Genomic DNA, 21,532 nt, shown 5'->3' with positions numbered 1-21,532 from the left:
CGTCCATGATAAGAAAAGGCACGCAATTATGAGCGTAACAATGCTAAATACCATAGAACAATTAGAGTGGTCTTTAAAATATTAGGGTGTATTTACCATTCCAGCTCACCTACCGGTAAGCTAAAAAAACAATGTGATAATTGTTTTCCTATGATGGATTTTGATGCTCGTTACTGGCAAATATTTGAGGTTAATTGACAGCAAAAACGAAACAGATTGAAATCACCCGGTTGAATAGGATGATTAAGAAGCCTTACCAATAACAGTCAAAGTTAGTCGACTTTAATTTATTGCAGGCTTTGATTGGATTTTTGAATACAAACTGCAGCACAAGTATTGTGCCGCAGCATGTAGTTTATATCTTAGCTGATGACGCTTACGTTTTCAGCTTGCGGGCCTTTTTGGCCTTGCGCTACGCTGAACTGTACTTTTTGGCCTTCATCCAGTGATTTGTAGCCGCCAGAGTTATTGATTTGTTGAAAATGAACAAAAACATCGGGGCCTGATTGCTGCTCGATAAAACCGAAGCCTTTATCAGAATTAAACCATTTTACGATGCCAGTAGTAATTGTAGACATATTGAGTCCTATAAATATTTGAATATAAAAAGCCTTAAAAAGGCGGGTCAAGCCGGTAAATTTGGAAATTACAAAATGAAAAACAGGACGAGGAACTACAGAAGAGACATCGAAATGGTAAGCAGAGGGTAAATCTTATTTTCAAGCTGGGGCCAGTATGTTCCTTCGACTTTATGATGTCAACATATATCTGCAATATGTGTAACACTTACCACGATCAATGCCTATTCATCCTGTTAAGGCAAAACCATCCCTAAAACCATGCTAACTTGTTAGACTCCGACATTACAGACAAAACTGAGGATTAATAAATGGCAAAACCAGACTTGAAAGAAATCAAATGGTTCCCTGATGTAGAGGAACACGACTACCCGGCCGCTGAATCCTATCTTAGCCTCCTTTACAACAAGGATCGGGTTGACGACATGATAGCCAGGCTCAGAACTGCTGCCATTGTGCCGTTCAAAGCCAAGGACATATTCAGGGCATCTCAACTCCCACTGACAGGCTTGAGCAATTCACATGTCGAGAATGACAGGAAAAAGATTCAGAAAGGGGCAAGTCTCTCTCCTCTTCTTATAGTAAGAGATGAACTGCACGGTAAAGCGGTGATTGCAGATGGTTATCATAGACTTTGCGCCATCTACGAATTAGACGAAGACGCCTGGATCCAATGCAAGATCATCTGATGATATAAGTGCTTACTGCTTTAATATACAGTCATTGCACATCACATCTATCGGGCTGGCACGAACATTAAAAAATGAACTTTAATTTATCAGTGAAACGCAACCTGCATTGGCCAAGTAAACAATTATTGGCTGCCGATGCGGTTGCGGGCTTATCGGTAGCCTTTATTTTGTTGCCTCAGGCTGTCGCTTATGCCGCCATTGCGCATCTTACGATTCAATCCGCTATAACTGCCACATTGCTGGGTTTAATCTGCTACGCCTGGTTGGGAGGAAGTCATTTTGCTATCGTTTCGCCAACCTCATCCTCCGCGGCACTTCTGGCTGCGGTCGTTATATCGATGCATCCTATTGATCGCAATGCTGGCGCAGCCCTGGGCATTGCTTTGGTGATATTGACGGGTGTTGTCTTATTAGTTTTGGCAAAAGCCGGACTCGGACGACTTTCGGCGTTCATCTCTCGCCCCGTGCTGCATGGCTTTTCATTTGCTTTGGCGATAACTATCATCGGCAAGCAACTGCCCATCATATTCGGCATTAAAGTCCATGCTAATGATCCGTTTCGAATTATCGTTGAGCTATTCAATCAATCCAATGAATGGGCTCCCTGGAGCGCAGCCATTGGTTTCAGCGCACTTGTTTTATTATGGATACTCAAGCGTTGGCATACTGTGCCCGGCGCTTTTGTCGTGTTGGTTTTGGGTATCTGTTTAAGTAGCGCAGTGAATCTTGCCGACTTTGATGTAGCTGTGGTCGGGCCTTTGCAGCTTAAATCGCCGAGTTTGAGCTTACCGCAATTACCCATTGAAAAATGGGTTCAGTTGGGCGAACTGGCATGCGGTTTACTGGTTATCATCGTTGCCGAATCCTGGACCAGTGTTCGAAGCCTCTCGCTGATTCACAATAATGTTGTAGAACCCAACCGTGAATTGTTAGCACTAGGAACAGCCAATCTTGTTTCAGGTTTATTCCAGGGCATGCCGGTCGGCGCAGGGTTTTCAGTCAGCTCTGCGAATGAAGAAGCGGGAGCGCAAAGTAAGCTGGCCGGTGTAATTGCCGCGCTGGTGTTGCTGCTAATGGTCGTTTTCGGGCAAGCCTGGATAGGTCTTATTCCGGAACCCATCGTTGCAGCGGCAATTATTAATGCGTTGAGCCAAGCATTAAGCCCCAAATCACTTATTTACCTCTGGAAAATGGATCGTGATCAATATCTTGCGCTGGCTGCGATTGTTGCAGTTTTGGCTTTTGGGGTGTTACATGGCATGCTGATTGCCGTTGGCTTGTCATTAGCCGCTGCGATACGCTCCTTCAGCCAGCCTTTGGTAAGAGAACTGGCGGAGTTGGGGAATTCACGCGATTATGTGGATAGAGAAAGCCATCCCCAAGCCCAAACTCAGGCCAATTTATTAATTTTGCGCCCTGAAGAACCGCTATTTTTTGCCAGCGTCGAAGGCATCCTGGCCGAAGTTCAACAGCGTTTACAAAGTAGGGATGATGTGCAGATTCTTATCTTGAGCCTTGAAGAAAGTGCAAATCTTGACAGCACGGCGGCTGAATGTTTAATCGAACTGGCCGATGATCTTAAGCGTCAACATAAAGCGCTTTTATTGGCACGCGTCAAAGATCCGATAAGACAGTTATTGCTAAAACTGGCAGATGAACAATTTCATGACAAACTCTTTTGGAGCGTGGCCGATGCCGTAGTTAGCGCTCAAACACCCAAACCCTTTTAACTCTATTCATCAACATGCCGCTGATGCCCCGTTTTCATAAAAATCGGCGTTGGTTCATCTATAAATGAGTTTCCCTACCGCTCCGCCATAATTAATTTTGAACAGATTTAGTGTTATCATTCAACCACTCCTTTGAAAACCTTTCTCGAAACATTCAAAGGAATTCTTTATTTTTCAGGCGATTAATTTCCTGAAAGTCCATCGTTTTTCTGCACCGGATTTACGTTCCGGCCCGCAACAAGGAATAATAATGTCCCACATAGTCGTTTGTGCCCTGTACAAATTTGTCACCCTGGAAAATTACCAGGCTTTGCGTCAACCCTTGCATGATGTCATGGAAGCCAACCACGTCCGCGGCACCTTGTTGCTGGCAGACGAAGGCATCAACGGCACGATAGCCGGATCACGCCAGGCCATCGACATAGTGCTGGACTGGCTGCGTAGCGATCCGCGTCTGGCGGATATCGACCACAAGGAATCGCTGACCGACAAACCGCCTTTCAATCGCGCCAAAGTTAAACTCAAAAAAGAGATCGTGACGATGGGCGTGGAAGGCATCGATCCCAAGCGCGTGGTGGGAACTTATGTCAGCCCCCAAGATTGGAACAAACTGATTTCAGATCCTGATGTGATACTGGTGGACACTCGCAACGACTACGAATTCAAAGTCGGCACTTTTAAAAACGCGATTAACCCGAATACAACCAGCTTTCGCGAGTTCCCGGACTACGTTAAAGAAAACCTCGACCCCGAAAAACACAAAAAAGTCGCGATGTTCTGCACCGGCGGCATCCGCTGCGAAAAATCCACGGCTTTTTTAAAGGAGCAGGGCTTTGACGAGGTCTATCATCTCAAAGGCGGAATATTAAAATACCTGGAAGAAGTCCCCGCCCAGGAAACGCTTTGGCAAGGCGAATGTTTTGTCTTCGACGAGCGGGTGACTGTTAATCTCCAGCTTGAGAAAGGCAACTACGACCAATGCAACGCCTGCCGCCTGCCGATCACAGAAGCCGATAAAGCCAGCGAACACTATCAGCAAGGCGTTAGCTGCCCTCATTGTTACGACAAAACCGCCCCTGAACGGAAAAGCCGTTTCATTGAGCGTGAAAAGCAAATGGAATTAGCCAGAAAGCGCGGCCAAGCGCATATCGGCGCAGATGCGGCCAAGACGCTGGTGCAAAAACGGGTGGCCAAGTTGCAACGGCGACGGGTGTTGGAAGAGTAACTTGATTAGCAAGTAACCCAGTCTCGTAAGGTACGCTGTGCGTACCTTTCAGCGTTCGAGATAGTAGGCACAACGCCAATTACAGCCAGCCGAAGTTGCTGTGGATTGCCTAGCGGCGAATTCCCCTACAAATGATCCGCCTTACAGCTTTACAACGTTTATGAACATTGATAGACAAACGATATGACTTGACAAATGTACATACAAACGCACACTATAAAACATGATTATACCCAATGTAACAGGATTCGATTGGAATCATGGCAATTTGGAAAAATGCCAAAAACACGGCGTTAAAATTGCGGAAATAGAATCCACATTTCGTCAGACCATGGCGGTTTTTCCTGATCCCACGCATTCCCAAGGAGAAGATAGGTTTATCGGCATTGGCAAAACCCACCAAGGCCGAAGCCTATTTATTGCCTTTACCTTGCGCACTCATAGCGACGACGTTTTAATCCGTCCCATCAGCGCCCGTTACATGCACCAAAAGGAGATAGAACATTATGAAAAAGAAACTTCCAAAACTTAGAACCGATGAAGCCGCCGAGTCATTTGTAGACGAAGCCGATTTAAGCCAATATGACTTGTCAGACATGAAGCCTGTTAGCTTTGAGTTTCAGCCAAAGGATAAGAGCATTACCATGCGCCTGCCTGAAACGCTCTTTGATGCGATCAAAAAGGAAGCCGAACGTTCAGGCGTACCCTATCAACGGTTTATCCGGCAGGCCCTTGAAAACGCCCTGCACCTTGAGAAATAGCACTTGCCCTTAATGAGTCCTTACGGGCAATAGCTTTTCGTTGACCGACATTTTGATGCATGTGAATGTCGGGCATAAACAGCTTTCCCAGCCGTTATTAAAAAACAAAAGTCTTAATCCCCCGAGCCGGTATTGAGGCTTTACCCTGTAATCCCTCGTTCTTTAGCACGAAATCAATTGCCTGCTCAGTGCGGTTCAAAACCACTACGGCCACAGTCCCATCAACATTCAAAAACGCGCTTGCCTCAAGGCTGTCCAGAGTTTTGGCGCAGGCCACTCGGCGAGCTCCCGGCCGGATGAATCGGGAAAAATGACCGATGTAGTAATAAGAGCTTTGATAGAGTATTTCTCCGGCTTGGGTGTCGGCAATAATCGGCGCGCTACAGAAATTGCTCACATGGTTGGGGCCGCCCGTTTCATCCAGAACTATGTTCCAATCGACCCATGCCTCGGTCCAGCGGTTAAGGTCGTTTATCATCGAGTGGGCGTAACGCTCTCCGGTATCCCACGAACCCAGATGCGGCCCGCCTTCCTGACAACCTTCCGTGAAAATAAGATGTTTGTCGGGATAGGCGTCATGAGTCAATTGCACGTTGTCGAAGTGATCCCCGCAATACCAATGGAAACCGACGCCCCAGACATAGTGAGCCGCCTTTGGATCGTCCAGCACGGCCTTGGCGCGCTCGAACAGCCGGTCGCGATTGTGGTCCCAGACAATCACTTTAACGTTGCCAAGCCCGGCATCATGGAGGGTCGGACCTAGGTGATCCCTGACAAAATCCCGCTCTTCTTCGCCGGTGTAAATGCAGGAGTCCCAAATTTGCGTGGCTTCCGGCTCGTTTTGCACCGTCAGCCCCCAAATCGGTATACCCTCCTGCCCGTATTCTTGAATGTAACGAACGTAGTAATCCGCCCAAGCTTGGCGATATTCCGGCTTAAGCTTGCCGCCGTTATTCATTCTTCCGCTGGTTTTCATCCAGGCCGGAGGACTCCAGGGGGAAGCGAAAAGCTTTAATTTGCCGCCGGACAAATCGATGGCCTCGCGAATCATCGGAATCAGGGACTTCCTGTCATGCTCAATGCTGAAATGTTTAAGATCGACATCACCGTCCACTTCCGTGTAGGCATAATTTCCCAGCGAGAAATCGCAGCTGTTGATATGGGTTCGGCATAAGCTATAGGCATTGCCGGTGTCTGGAGAGAAATAGGCTTCTAGAACTTCTTGTCGCAAGTGGCTTGGCATTTTGTCCAGCGTTACTGCGGCCGCTTCCGTGAAAGCTCCTCCGAAGCCCTGAATTTCTTGAAACTTAACGGTCGTATCTATGAATACCGATGGATCGGAAAAATTCGTGGCAGCTTCGAACTCTATCGGCGCCAGTTCCGACAGTCGATAAGCCGTATCATGAGCGGTGCAAAACTGCTTTACCAGACGCTGTTTTGTCATGTTTGCTAACTCCATTTGTTGAGTGTTGCTAAAGAAGATAATGGGATCTCGGAATATGCACTGTCTACATTCCAGTTAAGTTCAGTAACAATTCTGCTGAAACCGGCATCCAACGGAGCTTGAATTTCCAGCCGTTGTCCTGTGACAGGATGCGGAAAATTGAGCTGGGTCGCGGCAAGTAACAGTTGCCGACAATTTAATTGTTGCCGGAAAAAATCGTTATGCTTGCCATCTCCATGCGTGGTGTCGCCGATAATCGGATGAAAAATATGCTTTAAATGCCGACGCAATTGATGTTTACGACCTGTTTTCGGCGAAAGCTGTAATAAGGAATAACGGCTGGTCGGGTAACGTCCCACCGCAAACGGTAATTCCACTGTGGCAAGACGTCGATAATGGGTAATTGCGGTCTGGGCGGCTTTATCCTGTTGCGCCAGACGGTCGGTCATTTTATCCAATTGCTCCTGTAACGGATAATCGATAATCGCCTGCTCGGCAGTGTAACCGCGCACGACGGCCAGATAGGTTTTTTCCACATTATCGGCCATGAAGATGGTCATCATTTTTCGGGCAATTTCCGGGTTTAACGCAAACACCAATACACCGGCGGTGGGTTTGTCCAGACGATGTAGCGGAAATACTCTTTGTCCCAGTTGGTCGCGTAGCAATTGCACCGCAAAGCGCGTTTCATGGCGGTCTATATCTGACCTATGCACCAATAATCCTGCCGGTTTGTTGATTGCCAACAGAAATTCGTCCCGGTATAAAACAGGCAAGTCCGAATCAAGCTCCGAGCTTGGCGCGTTTGGCATTATTTCAGTCGTGTTCAAAATGGCTCCACATAGCCGTGTTGACGTAATTGCGCCAATAAACCTTCTTTGCCTGCCAAATGCAATGCTCCGGTTAAAATTAATTCCGTTTCCGGGGCTTACACAGGTTCCCAAGTTCCTGCTTTTCCTTGTTCCCACACGTTGCGTCACTACCGTTAAGTTAAGACTTGTTCCGTTCGCCCTGAGCTTGTCGAAGGGTGAGCGGAACAAGTCGTTAAGCCATTCATGGTTCGACAAGCTCACCACGAACGGCTTAACGGCAGTGACGTAGCGCGTGGGACCTCAGAATATGCTGAGAAACGAAGCGCATTAGCGCTAACCTTATCCAGCATTAATGAAATTTCAACCGTAGCGCATCGGCGCAAAAATCGATGTCTTGGGTTTTCCAAACAATAGCGCGGCCTTTACTGTCTATGCTGACTTGTTTAAATACTTCGGGATTTTTTAAGGGGGTCATTACCCCTTTATCCAATAAATCATTAAAATCGGCATTAACCACGACATCATCTGTATAAGTGATTTTTATTGTGTAATTATCGGGATTTGCTTCTATGGTTTTTATGCAAAAAAACATAGTTTTACTCCAAAGGTTCAATCGGTAACGGCGACTGCATGTTCTTACATAGTTCCCAGTCTTTTAACAGCTCTTCCTGATGTAGCGCAGTCCATTCCAAAACCATCGATTTCACTCGCTTCGGCGCATCGCCATTAACAATTTTAATCGGATTGATCGCGATAACCAGTTCATATTCACCGTATTCCGCGTGAAAGTGCGGCGGGGTGTGATCGTCAAAGAACATTTTAATTATGATGCCGTAAAATATTGAAATAGTTGGCATTGTTAATCTCCAAAAGATAAGACATCAAATTGGTCAAGGGTGCGTCTTACGCACCCTTAACAAAAAAGCCTACCTCAACACTCCAGCCGGACTGGAATAACTATCCAACACCTGCACATAATTGGCGCGTTCATAAGCACTGGGATCAATCGCGTGTTGTTGGCTGACGCTGCCTTTTAATTGATTGATCGACTCATATTCATGCTCGGCCAGCCACTGCTCCATTTCAGTCAGGATTTCGCTTAAACGATCTGCACCGTGCTTTAGCAAAACGCTGCAAAGATGCACCACATCGGCTCCTGCTAACAGGGCTTTCAACACATCGGGCGTCTGGTGAAAACCGCCGGTTACCGCGAGCGACAGCTTGGTACGCCCATACAGCAACGCGGTCCAGCGTATCCGCATTAACGCTTCGGCCGACGATGACAGCTCCAGCTTCGGCACGACTTCCAGCGTTTCCAAATCAATATCGGGCTGGTAGAAACGGTTGAACAACGCGATGCCATTGGCCCCTGCGGCTTCCAGACGTTTAGCGAAATGAATCGGTGAGCTGAACTGCGAAGAAAGCTTCATCACAATCGGCACAGTGACCTGCCCTTTCAACTCCTGCAATATATCCAAATAACGTTGTTCGACCGCGTCGCCGCTTTCCTCGGCATTGGCGGCCAGATGATAGATATTCAGCTCCAGCGCGTCGGCGCCCGCCTGTTGCAATTGCTTGCCGTACTCGACCCAGCCGCTTAAGGAAGTGCCGTTCAAACTGGCAATAACCGGAATCACCAAGGTGGACTTGAGTTGTTGCAAATGCTCCAGATACTGCTCCTGATAGGTCTGGATGTTATCCGGCATCGGATGAAACGAGTCCGACTCATTATGACCTATGGCTTGATTATAAAAAAACCGCTCCATTTGATGTTCCTCGGCTTCGATTTTTTCCTCGAACAGCGAATACATCACCAACGCCGATGCGCCTGCATCTTCCAGTCTGCGCGCACTGTCCATATCCCTGCTCAACGGCGATGCTGACGGCACCAAAGGGTTAGCCAGTTTCAAGCCTAGGTATTCAGTCGTTAAATCAACCATTGTCGGTCTCCTTGGCAATTTCGCTTTTGAGTTGGGCTTTTACCGCTGAAACGCTGGTCGATTCGTTCCAGACCAGCTCAGACAGTTGTTTGTAATAATGGTAGCGGTTTTTAACATCCTGCTGCGCCTGCGCCAGAAAACGCTCCGCGTCTTCAGGATGCGTTTGCCACAACATGCTGAAACGGGTTTCGGTTTTGACGAAATCGCGATAAGGAATCGACGGTTCCGCAGAATCCAGGTGCATCGGGTTCTTGCCCTGTTTGATTTTGCCCGGATCGAACCGGAATAACGGCCAATGCCCGCTTTTCACTGCCAGGTTTTGCTGCCGGTGATTGTTTGACATATCGACGCCGTGCGCGATACACGGTGCATAAGCGATGATAATGGACGGGCCGTCGTGGGCTTCCGCTTCCAAAAACGCATTCAGAGTTTGCGTGTCTTTACCGGCATAAGCGACATGGGCGACGTAGACATTGCTGTAATCCATCGCCAGCAGTGCCAAGTCTTTTTTGGCCGTGGCTTTGCCGCCAGCAGAGAATTTCGCTACCGCGCCTAACGGGGTTGATTTGGATGTTTGTCCGCCGGTATTGGAATAGACTTCGGTATCCAGCACCAGAATATTGACATTGCGCCCGCTGGCCAAGACATGGTCGAGACCACCATAGCCGATGTCGTAAGCCCAGCCGTCGCCGCCGATAATCCAGACGCTTTTTTTGCACAGGTTGTCGGCCAATTGCAGCAGGTTATGGGCGGCTGTGACGGTAGGGGCGACTTCAGTCGTCCGGTCAGATAGCGATGGGCGACTAAAGTCACCCCCACATCTTTCAATATCGGCAAGCTTCTTTTTCAATGCGGCGACCCGCTCGCGCTGTTCGTAAATCCCCGCTTCATTAGATTGGTCGGCGTTCAGTATCGCATCGACCAATTCGCCGCCTAACGGTTCGCGTAATGAACACAACAATTCTTTGGCGTATTGATTTTGCTTGTCGAACGAGATCCGCATCCCCAAACCGAATTCCGCATTGTCTTCGAACAACGAATTGCTCCAAGCTGGCCCTCGGCCTTCGTCGTTTTTAGTCCACGGTGTGGTCGGCAGGTTGCCGCCGTAAATCGATGAGCATCCGGTCGCGTTCGCAACCACCATGCGATCGCCGAACAATTGCGACGCCAGTTTGATATACGGCGTTTCGCCGCAACCCACGCAAGCGCCGGAAAACTCGAACAAGGGCTGCAATACCATCGAGCCTTTAATCGTGTTGGCTTTTAACAGCCTGCGATCGTATTCGGGAATAGCCAAAAAGAAGTCCCAATTGTCGCGTTCCGCTTCGCGCAGCGGCGGTTGCGGCTGCATATTGATGGCTTTACGGCTGGCGTTGGATTTGTCCCGAATCGGGCAAATATCGACACACAACGTACAGCCGGTGCAATCTTCCGGCGCGACCTGATAGCTGATCGACAACCCGGCCGGAAAATCCTTACCCAACATTGGCGTATGCTTGAAAGTTGCAGGCGCATTGGTCATAGCATCAGTCGGGAAAATTTTGCTGCGAATGACCGAATGCGGACAAACCATTACGCATTTGCCGCATTGGGTGCATAAATCGGTTTCCCAGACCGGGATTTCCAGCGCCAGATTGCGTTTTTCATAAGCCGCGGTACCGGTTGGGAAGGTGCCGTCGACCGGCATAGCGCTGACCGGCAATGCATCGCCCCTGCTCGCAATGATTTCACCGGTCACCCGTTTGACAAAATCGGGCGCTGCATCGGTGATGATGGATTTAATGTCGAATTGACTGCTGACCTGTGTCGGCAGTGGAACCGCATGCAAACAAGCCAGCGTTTCATCGATGGCTTTGAAATTCAGTTCGACGATATGACGGCCTTTTTTGCCGTAAGTCTTTTCGACCGCGTGTTTAATCGCGGTAATCGCCTGCTCTTGCGGCAACACGCCGGATATTGCGAAGAAACAGGTCTGCATGATGGTGTTGATGCGCTTGCCCATGCCGCTTTTTTCGGCTACTTCATAGCCGTCGATCACATAAAAGCGGATTTTTTTATCTATCATTTGCCGCTGCATTTTAGCGGGCAACGACGCCCAAACCTGCTCTGCCGGTTCCGGCGTGTTCAGCAAAAACACCGCGTTTTCGGCCGCATTGGCAAGCATATCGTAACGTTCAAGGAAAATGGTCTGATGACAGCCGATAAAATTGGCGTCGTTTTCGGCAATCAGGTAAGTCGAGCGTATCGGCTTGGGGCCGAAGCGCAAATGCGAGACGGTAATCGCGCCGGATTTTTTCGAGTCGTAAACGAAATAGCCCTGGGCGTGCAAATCGGTCGCTTCGCCGATAATCTTAATGGTGTTTTTGTTCGCGCTGACCGTGCCGTCGCTGCCCAAACCGTAAAACATCGCCTGAAAAGTTTCGGCCTGTGCGTCGGTACGATAAGCTGCATCCCACTCCAGGCTGGTATGCGTGACATCGTCGTGGATGCCGATCGTGAAATTATTTTTCGGTTGCGCCTGTTTCAATTCATCGAAAATCGCTTTGATCATGCCGGGCGTGAATTCCTTGGAAGACAAGCCGTAACGACCACCGACCACTTTCGGCATTGCCGAAAATTTAGATGCAGCGCCTGTGAAATCTTGGGCAAGCGCGCCAAGCACGTCCTTGTATAGCGGTTCGCCATCCGACCCCGGCTCTTTGGTTCGATCCAGCACCGCAATTTTGCGGCAGGTTGAAGGCAGCGCAGCTAACAGGCTTGCCGCATCGAAGGGTCGGTATAAGCGCACTTTCAGCAAACCGACCGATGCGCCCTGACGATTCAGGTAATCCAGCGTTTCCGCTACGGCTTCAGCGCCCGATCCCATCATTACGACGACGCGCTCGGCATCCGGCGAGCCCTGGTATTCAAACAGGCGATAAGAGCGACCGGTCAGTTTGGCAAACCGATCCATCGCGCCCTGCACGATGCCCGGCATTGCCTGGTAATAGGCATTGACCGATTCCCTGGCCTGGAAATACACATCGGGATTCTGCGCCGTGCCTCGCAACACCGGCTTATCGGGTGTTAAAGCCCGGCTTCGATGCGCCTTTACCCACTCTTCGTTAATCATCGCTCGCATGATGTCGTCATCCAGCATAGTAATTTTGGCGACTTCATGCGAGGTTCTAAAGCCGTCGAAAAAATGCATCAGCGGGATGCGGCCTTCCAGCGCGGCGGCATGGGCAATCAGCGCAAAATCCATGACTTCCTGCGGCGAATTGGAGCACAGCATGCCGAAGCCGGTCATGCGCGCCGACATCACATCGCTATGGTCGCCGAAAATCGACAAACCTTGGCAAGCCAGTGAGCGGGCCGCGATATGAAACACCGTCGGCGTTAATTCACCGGCGATTTTGTACATATTGGGCAGCATCAACAGCAAGCCCTGGGAAGCAGTGAATGTCGTTGCCATCGATCCTGCCTGCAACGCACCATGGATGGCTCCAGCGGCGCCGGCCTCGCTTTGCATTTCGGTCACCTGCGGCACCGTGCCCCATAAATTGACCTGTCCGCGAGACGACCACTCGTCGGCCCATTCGCCCATGTTGGATGACGGCGTTATCGGGTAAATCGCGATGACTTCGTTGAGTTTATGAGCTACCGTAGCGGCAGCCTGATTTCCATCAATTGTAAGTGTCTGCTGATTTTGCATTAGAAACCCTCATGGAACAAAAAAGTGTAACTACCGTATTTTTTTATAATAGTTTTAAAGACTTGGGCGTTACGCATTGACTGACTGTACAGAAATGGGTATCGAAAACAACCCTAACCAACCGTGAAAAAAAAATACGCGTCCCTCGACGACGCGTTGCCGCTTACCCGCATCCGTTAATTATGGTCGTTTCGCGGAAGTGCTAGCTATTTCGCACGGTCGTCTAAGTATGCCAGAGTTTTTACGGGTTCTGTGGCAAATATTCAACGGTTTAAAGCCAAATTAAGACTGTGTTTTCTCAGTAAGTAGTTGGGCAAAAGTTTTCGCATGTGTGGGAGCGGCTTTAGCCGCGACAATCGCGGCCTTTTACGTCAGCATACTGGACATAAAAACCGGCGGAGAGAATAATCTCTTTCAAGTAACGAGAATATTTGCAACCCTTTCACATCGAGGTATAAGCCATGAATGATAAAGAACTGATTGCCCAACATGCCGCCGACCGAGTGGCGGATGGCATGCTGGTCGGATTGGGCACCGGCTCGACTGCGAATTGCTTTATCGAGGAACTGGCCCGACGTAGCCGCGAACAAGGGCTTAAAGTGACCACGGTGTCCAGCTCGATTGCGAGCGCGATCAAGGCACAACAACTCGGCTTACCGGCGCTTGATTTCGAGCAAGTGAACCACCTTGATCTTTATGTCGATGGTGCCGATGAGGTGTCCCCGGAATTAACCTTGCTCAAAGGTCAAGGAGCTGATTTGGTACGCGAAAAACTGTTGGCAACCGCCAGTCAGCAATTTTTAGTGTTGATTGAATCCAACAAGCTGGTTGAACGTATCGGCCAGCATTTTGCGATCCCCATTGAGGTGATGCCTTTTGCCTGGCAACTGGTTAAAAAGCAGCTCGAAGCAAACGGCGGCCACGGCGATTTACGTCAAAATGCCAATAAAAACGGTTATGCGGTAAGTTCTCATGGCAGTTTAATATTGGACATGAACTTTGACGTGCAGATTGATGCTAAAGCCCTGAATGATATGTTAAACGGTATTCCCGGCGTCGTTGAGCATGGTATTTTTTACGCATTGGCAACGACGGTTTTAATTGGCGTCAATGGTCAAATACAAGAACGGAAAGCCGGTCATTGTTGACTATTACAACGTTTTCAAATTCAGTTAATTACAAAACAGCTGCGATGATACTTAATTGAAACTATAGCCTGACGGGAGTGCAAGCTTTGCTTGCCAGCGCAGGCGAAGCCTGCACTCCTGCAATATGATAACGACATAAACTTTTATTGTTAGTCGCTAATCTAAATTAAAAGCGCTGTAAGCCGTTTTTATACGGTAACACTGAGCAAAGTGACTACCTATTTTTTGAACAGTATTAATCGCCACCGAGTAAATTGCCCAAACCGCCCAGAATTGACCCCTCATCTTGCTGCCTGCCCCCGCCTTGCGGTGCAGCCGAAAACATTCGGCCGGCCAAACGCGAAAACGGCAGGCTTTGTAACCAAACCGTGCCGGGGCCGGTTAATTTAGCAAAGAACAAACCCTCGCCGCCAAACAACATGGTTTTTATACCGCTTGCTTGTTGAATATCAAAATCGACGCTGGCGGTCATTGCCGCCAAACAGCCGGTATCGACATGCAGGGTTTCTCCGGCGCTAAGTTCGATTTTTTGCAGGCAGCCACCGGCATGAACGAATACCCAGCCATCGCCTTCCAGCTTTTGCATGATGAAACCTTCGCCGCCGAACAGCCCGGTTAAAATACGGCGTTGAAAATGAATGCCGATTTGCACGCCTTTGGCGGCGGCCAGAAAGCTGTCTTTTTGGCAAATCAGTTTTCTATCGTAGTCTTTCAAATTTAACGCGAGAATGGTGCCGGGATAAGGCGCCGCGAACGCCACCTTGCCTTTACGCTGCGCGGTTTGCGTGAACACGGTAATAAACAGGCTTTCGTTAGTCAGCAAGCGTTTACCCGCACCCAGCAGTAGTCCCATAATACCGGCTTGCTGCGAGGTCGAGCCATCGCCGAAGACGGTCTCCATTTTCACATCCGCGCTTTTGTACATCATCGCTCCCGCTTCTGCGACTGCGCTCTCTTGCGGGTCCAGCTCGATTTCGACAAACTGCATTTCATGGCCGAATATTTTAAAATCAATACCTTCTGTGACCACATGCCGGCCAAATCCATTGGAAGACTGAGTATTGATAGCGGACGGCTGCGTATTGACCGTATTAAGCGGCTGGGCAGCAACAGGCAACTCCGACGGCTTGGGTGACATCATCGATGCGGGTGTCCGTGGAAAAGGCGTGACCCCGTCTTTTTTCATCGGCCTGATTTCAGTCGCATCATAGACCGGAATCCAATCGGGAAAACCCTGACGCCAACAATAAGCGCCCTGATGTTCACGGGCAAAAGTTTTTGCATAATCCAGCGCAAAGGGGCCGCTGGTTACATTTTCAAAAGAAAAAAACCATTCGTTCATAGTGTTTGGCCTTGGTCATTATTGGGTGTAAAAGTAATACAGGAAAGTATAATCCACTGTGGTTTTTACCGTTGCTTTTGGTGAAGTTGATCGCAATGAGCAAGGAAACACAGGGTTATACGATTCCTGTATAAGAATATCCTCTGTAGGGAGGAAAAAACTTGTTATCCTCATCGACATCCGGTATTTGCCGATAAACTGTGGCCAGATCTATCCCTATAAAATCATAGTCAACTTGCTTAAATTACACGTAAACTAACTGAAACTAACGCTGAAAGCGGCAAATACTAGATGCTGCCTGACAGAAATTATTAATGTCCCGGATTTACGCACATGACTGAGCTGGAAAACTTCAAGTTTCTGAGTATTGCGTTGGCAATAGGTTTACTGATCGGCCTGGAACGGGGCTGGCGTACCCGCGATTTGAATGAGGGAATGCGTGTTGCCGGACTGCGTACTTACGGGATGTTCAGCTTGTTGGGCGGATTATCGGGCATCCTGGCTCAACAGGCAGATATTTATTTTATCGGGGTTGTTTTTCTGGGGCTGACATTAATCTTGCTGCTTGCCTATAGTAAAGGTGTCGATACCTTTAAAGATTTCAGCATCACCGGCACCATTGCATCGCTGATTACCTTTACCTTGGGCGCGTTAACTGTTTTCGGCCATCTTACGCTTGCCGCTGCAAGTGCCGTGGTCCTGACATCCTTGCTCGGTTTTAAGCCTTTACTCCACGGTTGGGTAAAAAAACTGGAGCAGCACGAATTGCATGCAACGCTGAAATTATTGTTGATCTCGGTTGTTATACTCCCGATATTGCCGGATCAGAACTATGGCCCTTGGGCCGCCTTTAATCCCTATCATATTTGGTGGATGGTGGTAATGATTGCCGGTATTTCCTATTTGGGCTATTTTGCCGTCAAGATTGTCGGCAACCAGCATGGACCGGTTTTAACCGGTGCACTGGGAGGATTGGTATCGTCTACAGCCGTTACCCTTAATCTATCCAAATTATCAACGCAATATCCGAACATGGAAAATGTATTGGCTGCGGGCATTTTAACAGCCTGCGCCACGATGTTTGCACGCACTCTTCTGCTAACGTCGGTGATGAATTCAACATTGTTCAAGGCGCTGCTCCCTGCCCTGCTGGTAATGTCTATTTTTACTTACTTTGTTGCTTTTCTATTATGGCAAAGCGCACGAGGGTTTCGAGCCACAGAAGAGATAACACTGGAGAACCCTTTCCAATTAGGAATGGCGTTAAAATTCGGTGTATTTTTAGTCGTCATCATGCTGCTATCCAAACTACTAAAAATCTATTTCGGAGATATAGGGACTTATATTCTAGCTGCAACTTCCGGTTTAGCGGATGTTGATCCTATTACCCTTTCGATGTCACAAATGAGCAATGAAGGACTGGACATCAATGTCGCAGCCAAGGCAATTCTTATTGCGGTATCCGTTAACTCAGGCATTAAAGGCATTTTTTCATGGGTTATCGGTGGCCGGGCCTTGGCGTTCAGAATCGGGGGTACTTTGGCGGGAGCCGTTGGCGCAGGCTTATTGATCACATAACAAATCGCTGTACATTGTTAATGTATAGATCAGTGATCAGCCTGCACAGTCTTTCTCATTTAAGCGATCTGCTGCTTTCTGACAACGGAAAAAATGCAGACGACGATAAAAGCACCAAAAATATCAGCCAACCAATCATCAATACCAGGTGAACGCCCCGGTAGTAGCATTTGATGCAGTTCATCTGCCGCGCCCAATGTCACTGTCAAAATAGCGGCATATTTGAGCGGTAAAATATTGCTCATGACGATTGCGAAGGTGAACGTCGCAAAGTAGAGAAAATGTACCAGTTTATCAATAGGAGGCACAAACAAACCGGCAGCTTCCGGCTGTGAACCACCTATAAATAGCGCCAGAACAAGAATCAGGGAAAAGGTAATAAAGCCAAATCGGTAAATATGCGATATTGTCATGGGATAGTATGTCTCAATAAAAATTATAGTTTAGAAGCTGTTTAAAAATCTAACAAATTCCGCGTAAAAGATAGTGCACTCGGTAATTTTGATGAATAATCGTTTAGGCGTTCATAATCATTGGAAAACCGTCTGGGATTTCCAAATCAGAAAGAGCGCTTAACACTCCTTCGGCGAGGCAGCACGACAAACTTGCCCAGCATGGTGTCTTTTCGTTTAACAATGGTAAGGTTCCAGTTAAACTGTTTTTCGCCCATTCGACTAAAACGCCGCTGTAGCCGCCATCCGCCCAAATCACACTTACGACAGCAAAGCCGGATCATGAGCAACCGAGCACCGTGCCGATCTTGTATGCCCCCTGAATGAACACATACCGCCAGCAGATTTTCCATGCTATCGAGCTCGATATGGCGTTTTCTTCCTTTAATCTTTTTACCGGCGTAAAAACCGCGTTGACCTCCTGGTCCCATTTTTTTACCGATTGTGAATCCATAATGGCCACCCGTCAGCCGAGCGTTTTTCCCGAATTAGATCCGATAGATTTCACGAAAGAGCGCTAATGCCTTATCCCTTGCTCAGCGAGTTTCCATGTTCTAAAGTACCCATAAACCGAATTCCAAGGCGTAAAAGCCGACGGGGCAGCACCGCCATTGGTAGACTGTCTTGATGATAGAGAATGCCTCGTTAACAATTTCGCGAAACGGATAGCTTCAGGTCTATCTCCTTTTTGAGAGCGCGTGCAATTTCAAGTACTGGACATAATTACTGCCGTTGCTCGCCGGTTAAGTTAATCAGATGATACAACCGACCAGTCCCTTATCCAAAAATATCTCACTTTAACCGATCATTTAGGATTTTAAACAGCTTATTAGGGATGTGGTATTTGCAATTCCACTTGGTAAGACTCAAACTTTGATACTCTCGTATAGGTGATTCTCTTTTTCTCTTGGTCAAGTTTAAGATAATCGTCGTGACCGACTTATCGGTCAAACCTTTGTGAGTCCCCCTGCATAGCCGGGGGTTTACCTTAATTAATTAGAAACGCCTCTTTGAAACTAAACAACCACCGGCTAAAGCCGTTGGTTTCGAGTAACGGACTGAAAGTCCGGATACGCGTCGACTAAACGACGCGTCTTAATCAGGCTCCATTTTAAAGTTATCGTTAATATTAGGTTCAAAAAGATGCTCTAAATATTGTTTGATCATCTCTTCCGTCAACTGACCAACTGTGGCGCAAAAATATCCACACGCCCAGAAATGTTGCCCCAATAACGCTTTTTTAGATGCGGAAACTCTTTAATCAGATAACTTGCTGTTCTTCCTTTGATTCGCCGCTTAATTTCACTCGGCGCTAAATTCGGTGGCGCACTCACCAAAATATGGACATGATCTTTGCTCACCGCACCACGGATAATCCGAATTTCAAAGGATTCACAGGTCTGTCTAACCAATTCTCTAACCCATCCTGCAATCTCACCTCTCAAAACTTTATAGCGATATTTTTTACCCGGACAAAATGATATTCAATTTGGTAAACCGCATGACAACCATATATGTATTCCATACACCACTTCCTTATGGTTGCATTACCGCAGCTAAAGCCGGTGGTTTAAACCTTATGATGGAAAATTAAAAAAAATCCCATCTCTACGTTGTTAAATCCGCTTCAGTTTGAGATAAATTGGCGTAGGGTATTGATCAGTTTACCCCGGGTTCCTGTCTCAATAACTGAGCCCCCGTCTGATCCGATGCTATTAGAGATTGCTTCTGCCAATTCGACATCTGAATTAATAATACAAATCCCTGAGCGGCCCTCCAACCATTTGGCTGTGGAGAGCTGATGTTTACTAGTCACTTCGCGAAGTTCTGGTCGACGCGGCATCATAACCAGCGGTTTGTTATACTCCATAGCAGCAATTATAGTTCCTATCCCGACATGAGAAACCACCACATCGCAAGCGGCGATGTGGTCCCGATAGTCGGATGGGCTAATCATCGCACAGTACTCCATATTCGCCGGGCGCAAGCTGGATCCACCAATCTGGGCATAGACCTGCGCCTCGGGATGCTCCTTCGTCCAGGTATCCATTGCGCATATTAGACGGTCGAACGGCAACATTGAGCCCACTGTTACAAACAATTTCACAGGACACTTCCCTGATAGGTAGGCCCATCGCTATCAGCCAGATGGGGCCATTGAGTTAGCCAGAGATCTGCGAATTTTTTAGCCATTCTTCCAGAAAGGGAGATCTCTTCTACATTAGCGATGCTATCGATCCAAACTGTTCCTGTGCCGAGCATCTTACCGAGGAGCAGCGCACACATCCCGGGAAGAGCCCCGGTTGTAATCACTATCGCTGGCCTTTCCTTGATCAAAATGAACAGCAGTTTACCAATCAATAATGGAATCGATATTCTGTTATACAAGCGGCTCACATCAGACACCATATAGAATCGGTGCGGATCAACATCTGAGCGGTAAAATGGCTTTACCCCAACAAATACGACTTCATGCTCATTAAATGCTTCTCTCAGTCGCATCAGCTCGGTCCAATGACCTCCACCAGAAGCAACAGCTAATATTTTTTTCATGATTTATTTCCTTCCTAATTGACGTACTGCGAGGTAATAAAAAAAGTACAAACAATGTTTAAAAGTATTCACACATCAAATATTCCGTTATATACATGGGCCACACCCTCTGCCAAACTGCGGTCCGAGAAACGCTCCACTTGCACTTGATAAGCATCTTCTCGCATATTACTCCAATCATATTTACCATCTATCAGGCCTGCCAGCGCACCGACCAGACTTTCCGCATCGCCAGGAGGCACCACCAATCCGGTACGTCCATGGTCAAGTACTTCTGATATGCCTTCCACATCCGATGCTACCACTGGAACACCCGAAGCCATGGCTTCCAGGATCACCATCGGCATTCCTTCTCCAAAAAGACTGGGCAGGGTAAATACGTCCATTTTGGCGAATTCAGCGTTTACGTCCTGGGTAAAGCCGACCCAGTCGATTACATTATTTACACCCAAACTCAGGGCTAGAGCCTTGATAGCAGTCTCATATTCGATCGTCTCAAAAGAACCAACCGCACGCAGGCGCACCGGTCGCCCCGCTTGGCGCAATTTCGCTAATGCCTCGATCAAGACCTCGATGCCCTTTCGTGGCCGAAACAATGCCACACAGCCAATTATCCACTCCGGACCAGGCACAGACCGGATGGGCAAGGGTCCGAATGTTGGCACCCCATTGGCAACAGTGGCGATCCTATGCGGTGACCAACCTTGTTGTCTTAGATATCTATCAAGACTCTGTGAAACCGCGATCAGGCGTGCAACACCAATCAGACTCAAGCGTTCCATGACCGAATTCATTAGATTACCCCAAGCTCTTTCCGTGTCTCGCGCAGTAGGACTGTGTATGTGATGCACCATAGGCACGCCGGTCAACCAACCCACCACCTGTCCCACCATGGCAGCGCGCGGGCTATGAGTATGCAATAAGGTATAACCGTCACGCTTTACGATGCGCGCAATCTCCCACGCAGGCGCTAGGTCAAACTTCGACTTCATAGGTGTCTCGAATAGCGGTACAGTGGAATCCCTGCACGCGGGGAACTTACCCCGCTTCAAACAGGCAAAGCCAACATCGTAGTCGTAATCAGGCAGACGCAATGCCAGCACGTCCTGGACACGCTCGGCACCGGAAAAAAACTCGCCGGTGATGACATAAAGAACCCTTATTTTTTCTTTGTTTATATTCATTTCTGAATCCCGGTACGTATTCGCCAAGCCTTGCAACCATTCGTTTTGAACACGGAAACAAGGAGCCACCTCTTTAACAGACAGTTGGAGTGAAGAGGTAAGTGGAAAAAAATAGTTTAGTTCCCGCATCTCAAGAATTTATTTTTAATCACACGAAAGTGTCAGAATTAACTATCCTTCTTAAAATCAGGTATATTTCTACAGCCAATTAAGGCTACTGATTGAACATCAATTACATTCAGTTACTCCTTGGTTTTCTTGTTGATACAGTCAACCCGCTTCCCAAGCTTGGTATGGTTTTTGGCACGATTGATGACGATAGATGCGTAGAGCAATCAAGGCGCCGTTACTGCATTAGCAGTTAAATCCCCCCGGCAAAGCCGGGAGCTTATTATTGTT

At 48.0% G+C, this 21,532-nt stretch carries 20 protein-coding genes and 2 pseudogenes; 7 read left to right on the top strand and 15 right to left on the bottom strand.

Annotated elements, in window-relative coordinates:
- Positions 1 to 362 precede the first annotated feature (362 nt).
- A complete protein-coding gene (locus V7051_RS18255; RefSeq protein WP_305273472.1) occupies positions 363 to 578 on the bottom strand; it encodes a cold-shock protein in 216 nt (71 codons plus the stop codon).
- Between the two features lie 311 nt (positions 579 to 889).
- Between V7051_RS18255 and V7051_RS18250 the strand changes: the two genes are divergently transcribed.
- The 5 genes from V7051_RS18250 (at position 890) to V7051_RS18230 (ending at position 4,986) form a co-directional block, all read left to right on the top strand.
- On the top strand, positions 890 to 1,267 hold the full coding sequence (locus tag V7051_RS18250) for a hypothetical protein (RefSeq protein WP_333877321.1): 378 nt from the start codon (positions 890 to 892) through the stop codon (positions 1,265 to 1,267).
- A gap of 74 nt (positions 1,268 to 1,341) precedes the next feature.
- Positions 1,342 to 3,000, top strand: coding sequence for a SulP family inorganic anion transporter (locus tag V7051_RS18245; protein WP_333877319.1), 1,659 nt, complete (start codon positions 1,342 to 1,344; stop codon positions 2,998 to 3,000).
- A 250-nt stretch (positions 3,001 to 3,250) separates the two neighbouring features.
- Positions 3,251 to 4,225: an oxygen-dependent tRNA uridine(34) hydroxylase TrhO gene (gene trhO, locus V7051_RS18240; RefSeq protein ID WP_442919670.1), complete on the top strand. Its 975-nt coding sequence runs from the start codon at positions 3,251 to 3,253 to the stop codon at positions 4,223 to 4,225.
- A gap of 223 nt (positions 4,226 to 4,448) precedes the next feature.
- Entirely contained in the window at positions 4,449 to 4,757 is a 309-nt protein-coding gene (locus V7051_RS18235; RefSeq protein ID WP_333877317.1) for a BrnT family toxin, read from the top strand.
- Positions 4,732 to 4,986: a BrnA antitoxin family protein gene (locus V7051_RS18230; RefSeq protein WP_333877315.1), complete on the top strand. Its 255-nt coding sequence runs from the start codon at positions 4,732 to 4,734 to the stop codon at positions 4,984 to 4,986. Before V7051_RS18235 ends, V7051_RS18230 begins: the two co-directional genes overlap by 26 nt.
- A 97-nt stretch (positions 4,987 to 5,083) precedes the next feature.
- Here the strand turns inward: V7051_RS18230 and V7051_RS18225 are convergent, their stop codons facing one another.
- From V7051_RS18225 to nifJ, 7 genes and pseudogenes are all read right to left on the bottom strand, one after another.
- A complete protein-coding gene (locus tag V7051_RS18225) occupies positions 5,084 to 6,430 on the bottom strand; it encodes a glycoside hydrolase family 30 protein (protein WP_333877314.1) in 1,347 nt (448 codons plus the stop codon).
- A 5-nt stretch (positions 6,431 to 6,435) separates the two neighbouring features.
- Entirely contained in the window at positions 6,436 to 7,260 is an 825-nt protein-coding gene (gene truC, locus V7051_RS18220) for a tRNA pseudouridine(65) synthase TruC (protein WP_333877312.1), read from the bottom strand.
- Positions 7,257 to 7,343 (bottom strand): annotated as a pseudogene (locus V7051_RS18215) (hypothetical protein); the annotation flags it as partial. The pseudogene V7051_RS18215 and the gene truC, both read right to left, overlap by 4 nt.
- A 248-nt stretch (positions 7,344 to 7,591) precedes the next feature.
- A complete protein-coding gene (locus tag V7051_RS18210; protein WP_333877310.1) occupies positions 7,592 to 7,834 on the bottom strand; it encodes a DUF2442 domain-containing protein in 243 nt (80 codons plus the stop codon).
- Positions 7,835 to 7,838: 4 nt separating this feature from the next.
- Complete coding sequence (locus V7051_RS18205; RefSeq protein WP_333877309.1) at positions 7,839 to 8,099, bottom strand: DUF4160 domain-containing protein; 261 nt, start codon at positions 8,097 to 8,099, stop codon at positions 7,839 to 7,841.
- Positions 8,100 to 8,168: 69 nt separating this feature from the next.
- Positions 8,169 to 9,182 (bottom strand): dihydroorotate dehydrogenase-like protein, encoded by a 1,014-nt coding sequence (locus V7051_RS18200; protein ID WP_333877307.1) that lies wholly within the window; start codon positions 9,180 to 9,182, stop codon positions 8,169 to 8,171.
- Positions 9,175 to 12,876, bottom strand: coding sequence for a pyruvate:ferredoxin (flavodoxin) oxidoreductase (gene nifJ, locus V7051_RS18195; protein WP_333877305.1), 3,702 nt, complete (start codon positions 12,874 to 12,876; stop codon positions 9,175 to 9,177). The genes V7051_RS18200 and nifJ overlap by 8 nt, the downstream gene beginning before the upstream one ends.
- 461 nt (positions 12,877 to 13,337) lie before the next feature.
- On the opposite strand from nifJ, the gene rpiA reads away from it, so the two are divergent.
- Positions 13,338 to 14,024, top strand: coding sequence for a ribose-5-phosphate isomerase RpiA (rpiA, locus tag V7051_RS18190; protein ID WP_333877303.1), 687 nt, complete (start codon positions 13,338 to 13,340; stop codon positions 14,022 to 14,024).
- A 235-nt stretch (positions 14,025 to 14,259) separates the two neighbouring features.
- Here rpiA and V7051_RS18185 read toward each other — a convergent pair whose 3' ends face one another.
- Positions 14,260 to 15,366: a TIGR00266 family protein gene (locus tag V7051_RS18185; RefSeq protein ID WP_442919669.1), complete on the bottom strand. Its 1,107-nt coding sequence runs from the start codon at positions 15,364 to 15,366 to the stop codon at positions 14,260 to 14,262.
- Positions 15,367 to 15,699: 333 nt separating this feature from the next.
- On the opposite strand from V7051_RS18185, the gene V7051_RS18175 reads away from it, so the two are divergent.
- Positions 15,700 to 16,944 carry an MgtC/SapB family protein gene (locus tag V7051_RS18175; protein WP_333877301.1) on the top strand — a complete coding sequence of 415 codons (1,245 nt, stop codon included), beginning with the start codon at positions 15,700 to 15,702 and terminating at the stop codon, positions 16,942 to 16,944.
- Positions 16,945 to 17,003: 59 nt separating this feature from the next.
- On the opposite strand, the gene V7051_RS18170 is transcribed toward V7051_RS18175, so the two are convergent.
- The 6 genes and pseudogenes from V7051_RS18170 to V7051_RS18145 all read right to left on the bottom strand — a co-directional run bounded on the left by V7051_RS18170 (position 17,004) and on the right by V7051_RS18145 (position 21,133).
- Positions 17,004 to 17,357, bottom strand: a complete 354-nt coding sequence (locus V7051_RS18170) for a VanZ family protein (RefSeq protein WP_333877299.1) — start codon at positions 17,355 to 17,357, stop codon at positions 17,004 to 17,006.
- Positions 17,358 to 17,676: 319 nt separating this feature from the next.
- On the bottom strand, positions 17,677 to 17,850 hold the full coding sequence (locus V7051_RS18165; RefSeq protein WP_333877297.1) for a hypothetical protein: 174 nt from the start codon (positions 17,848 to 17,850) through the stop codon (positions 17,677 to 17,679).
- 641 nt (positions 17,851 to 18,491) lie between these two features.
- Positions 18,492 to 18,808: pseudogene (gene tnpA, locus V7051_RS18160) on the bottom strand (IS200/IS605 family transposase).
- Positions 18,809 to 19,023: 215 nt separating this feature from the next.
- A complete protein-coding gene (locus V7051_RS18155; RefSeq protein ID WP_333877295.1) occupies positions 19,024 to 19,503 on the bottom strand; it encodes a glycosyltransferase in 480 nt (159 codons plus the stop codon).
- A complete protein-coding gene (locus V7051_RS18150; protein ID WP_333877293.1) occupies positions 19,500 to 19,949 on the bottom strand; it encodes a UDP-N-acetylglucosamine--LPS N-acetylglucosamine transferase in 450 nt (149 codons plus the stop codon). The genes V7051_RS18155 and V7051_RS18150 overlap by 4 nt, the downstream gene beginning before the upstream one ends.
- A 68-nt stretch (positions 19,950 to 20,017) precedes the next feature.
- A complete protein-coding gene (locus tag V7051_RS18145) occupies positions 20,018 to 21,133 on the bottom strand; it encodes a glycosyltransferase (RefSeq protein WP_333877291.1) in 1,116 nt (371 codons plus the stop codon).
- Positions 21,134 to 21,532 lie beyond the last annotated feature (399 nt).

This window comes from Methylobacter sp., assembly GCF_036845245.1.
GTDB lineage: Bacteria > Pseudomonadota > Gammaproteobacteria > Methylococcales > Methylomonadaceae > Methylobacter_A.
This window is presented reverse-complemented; position numbering and strand designations above follow the sequence as displayed.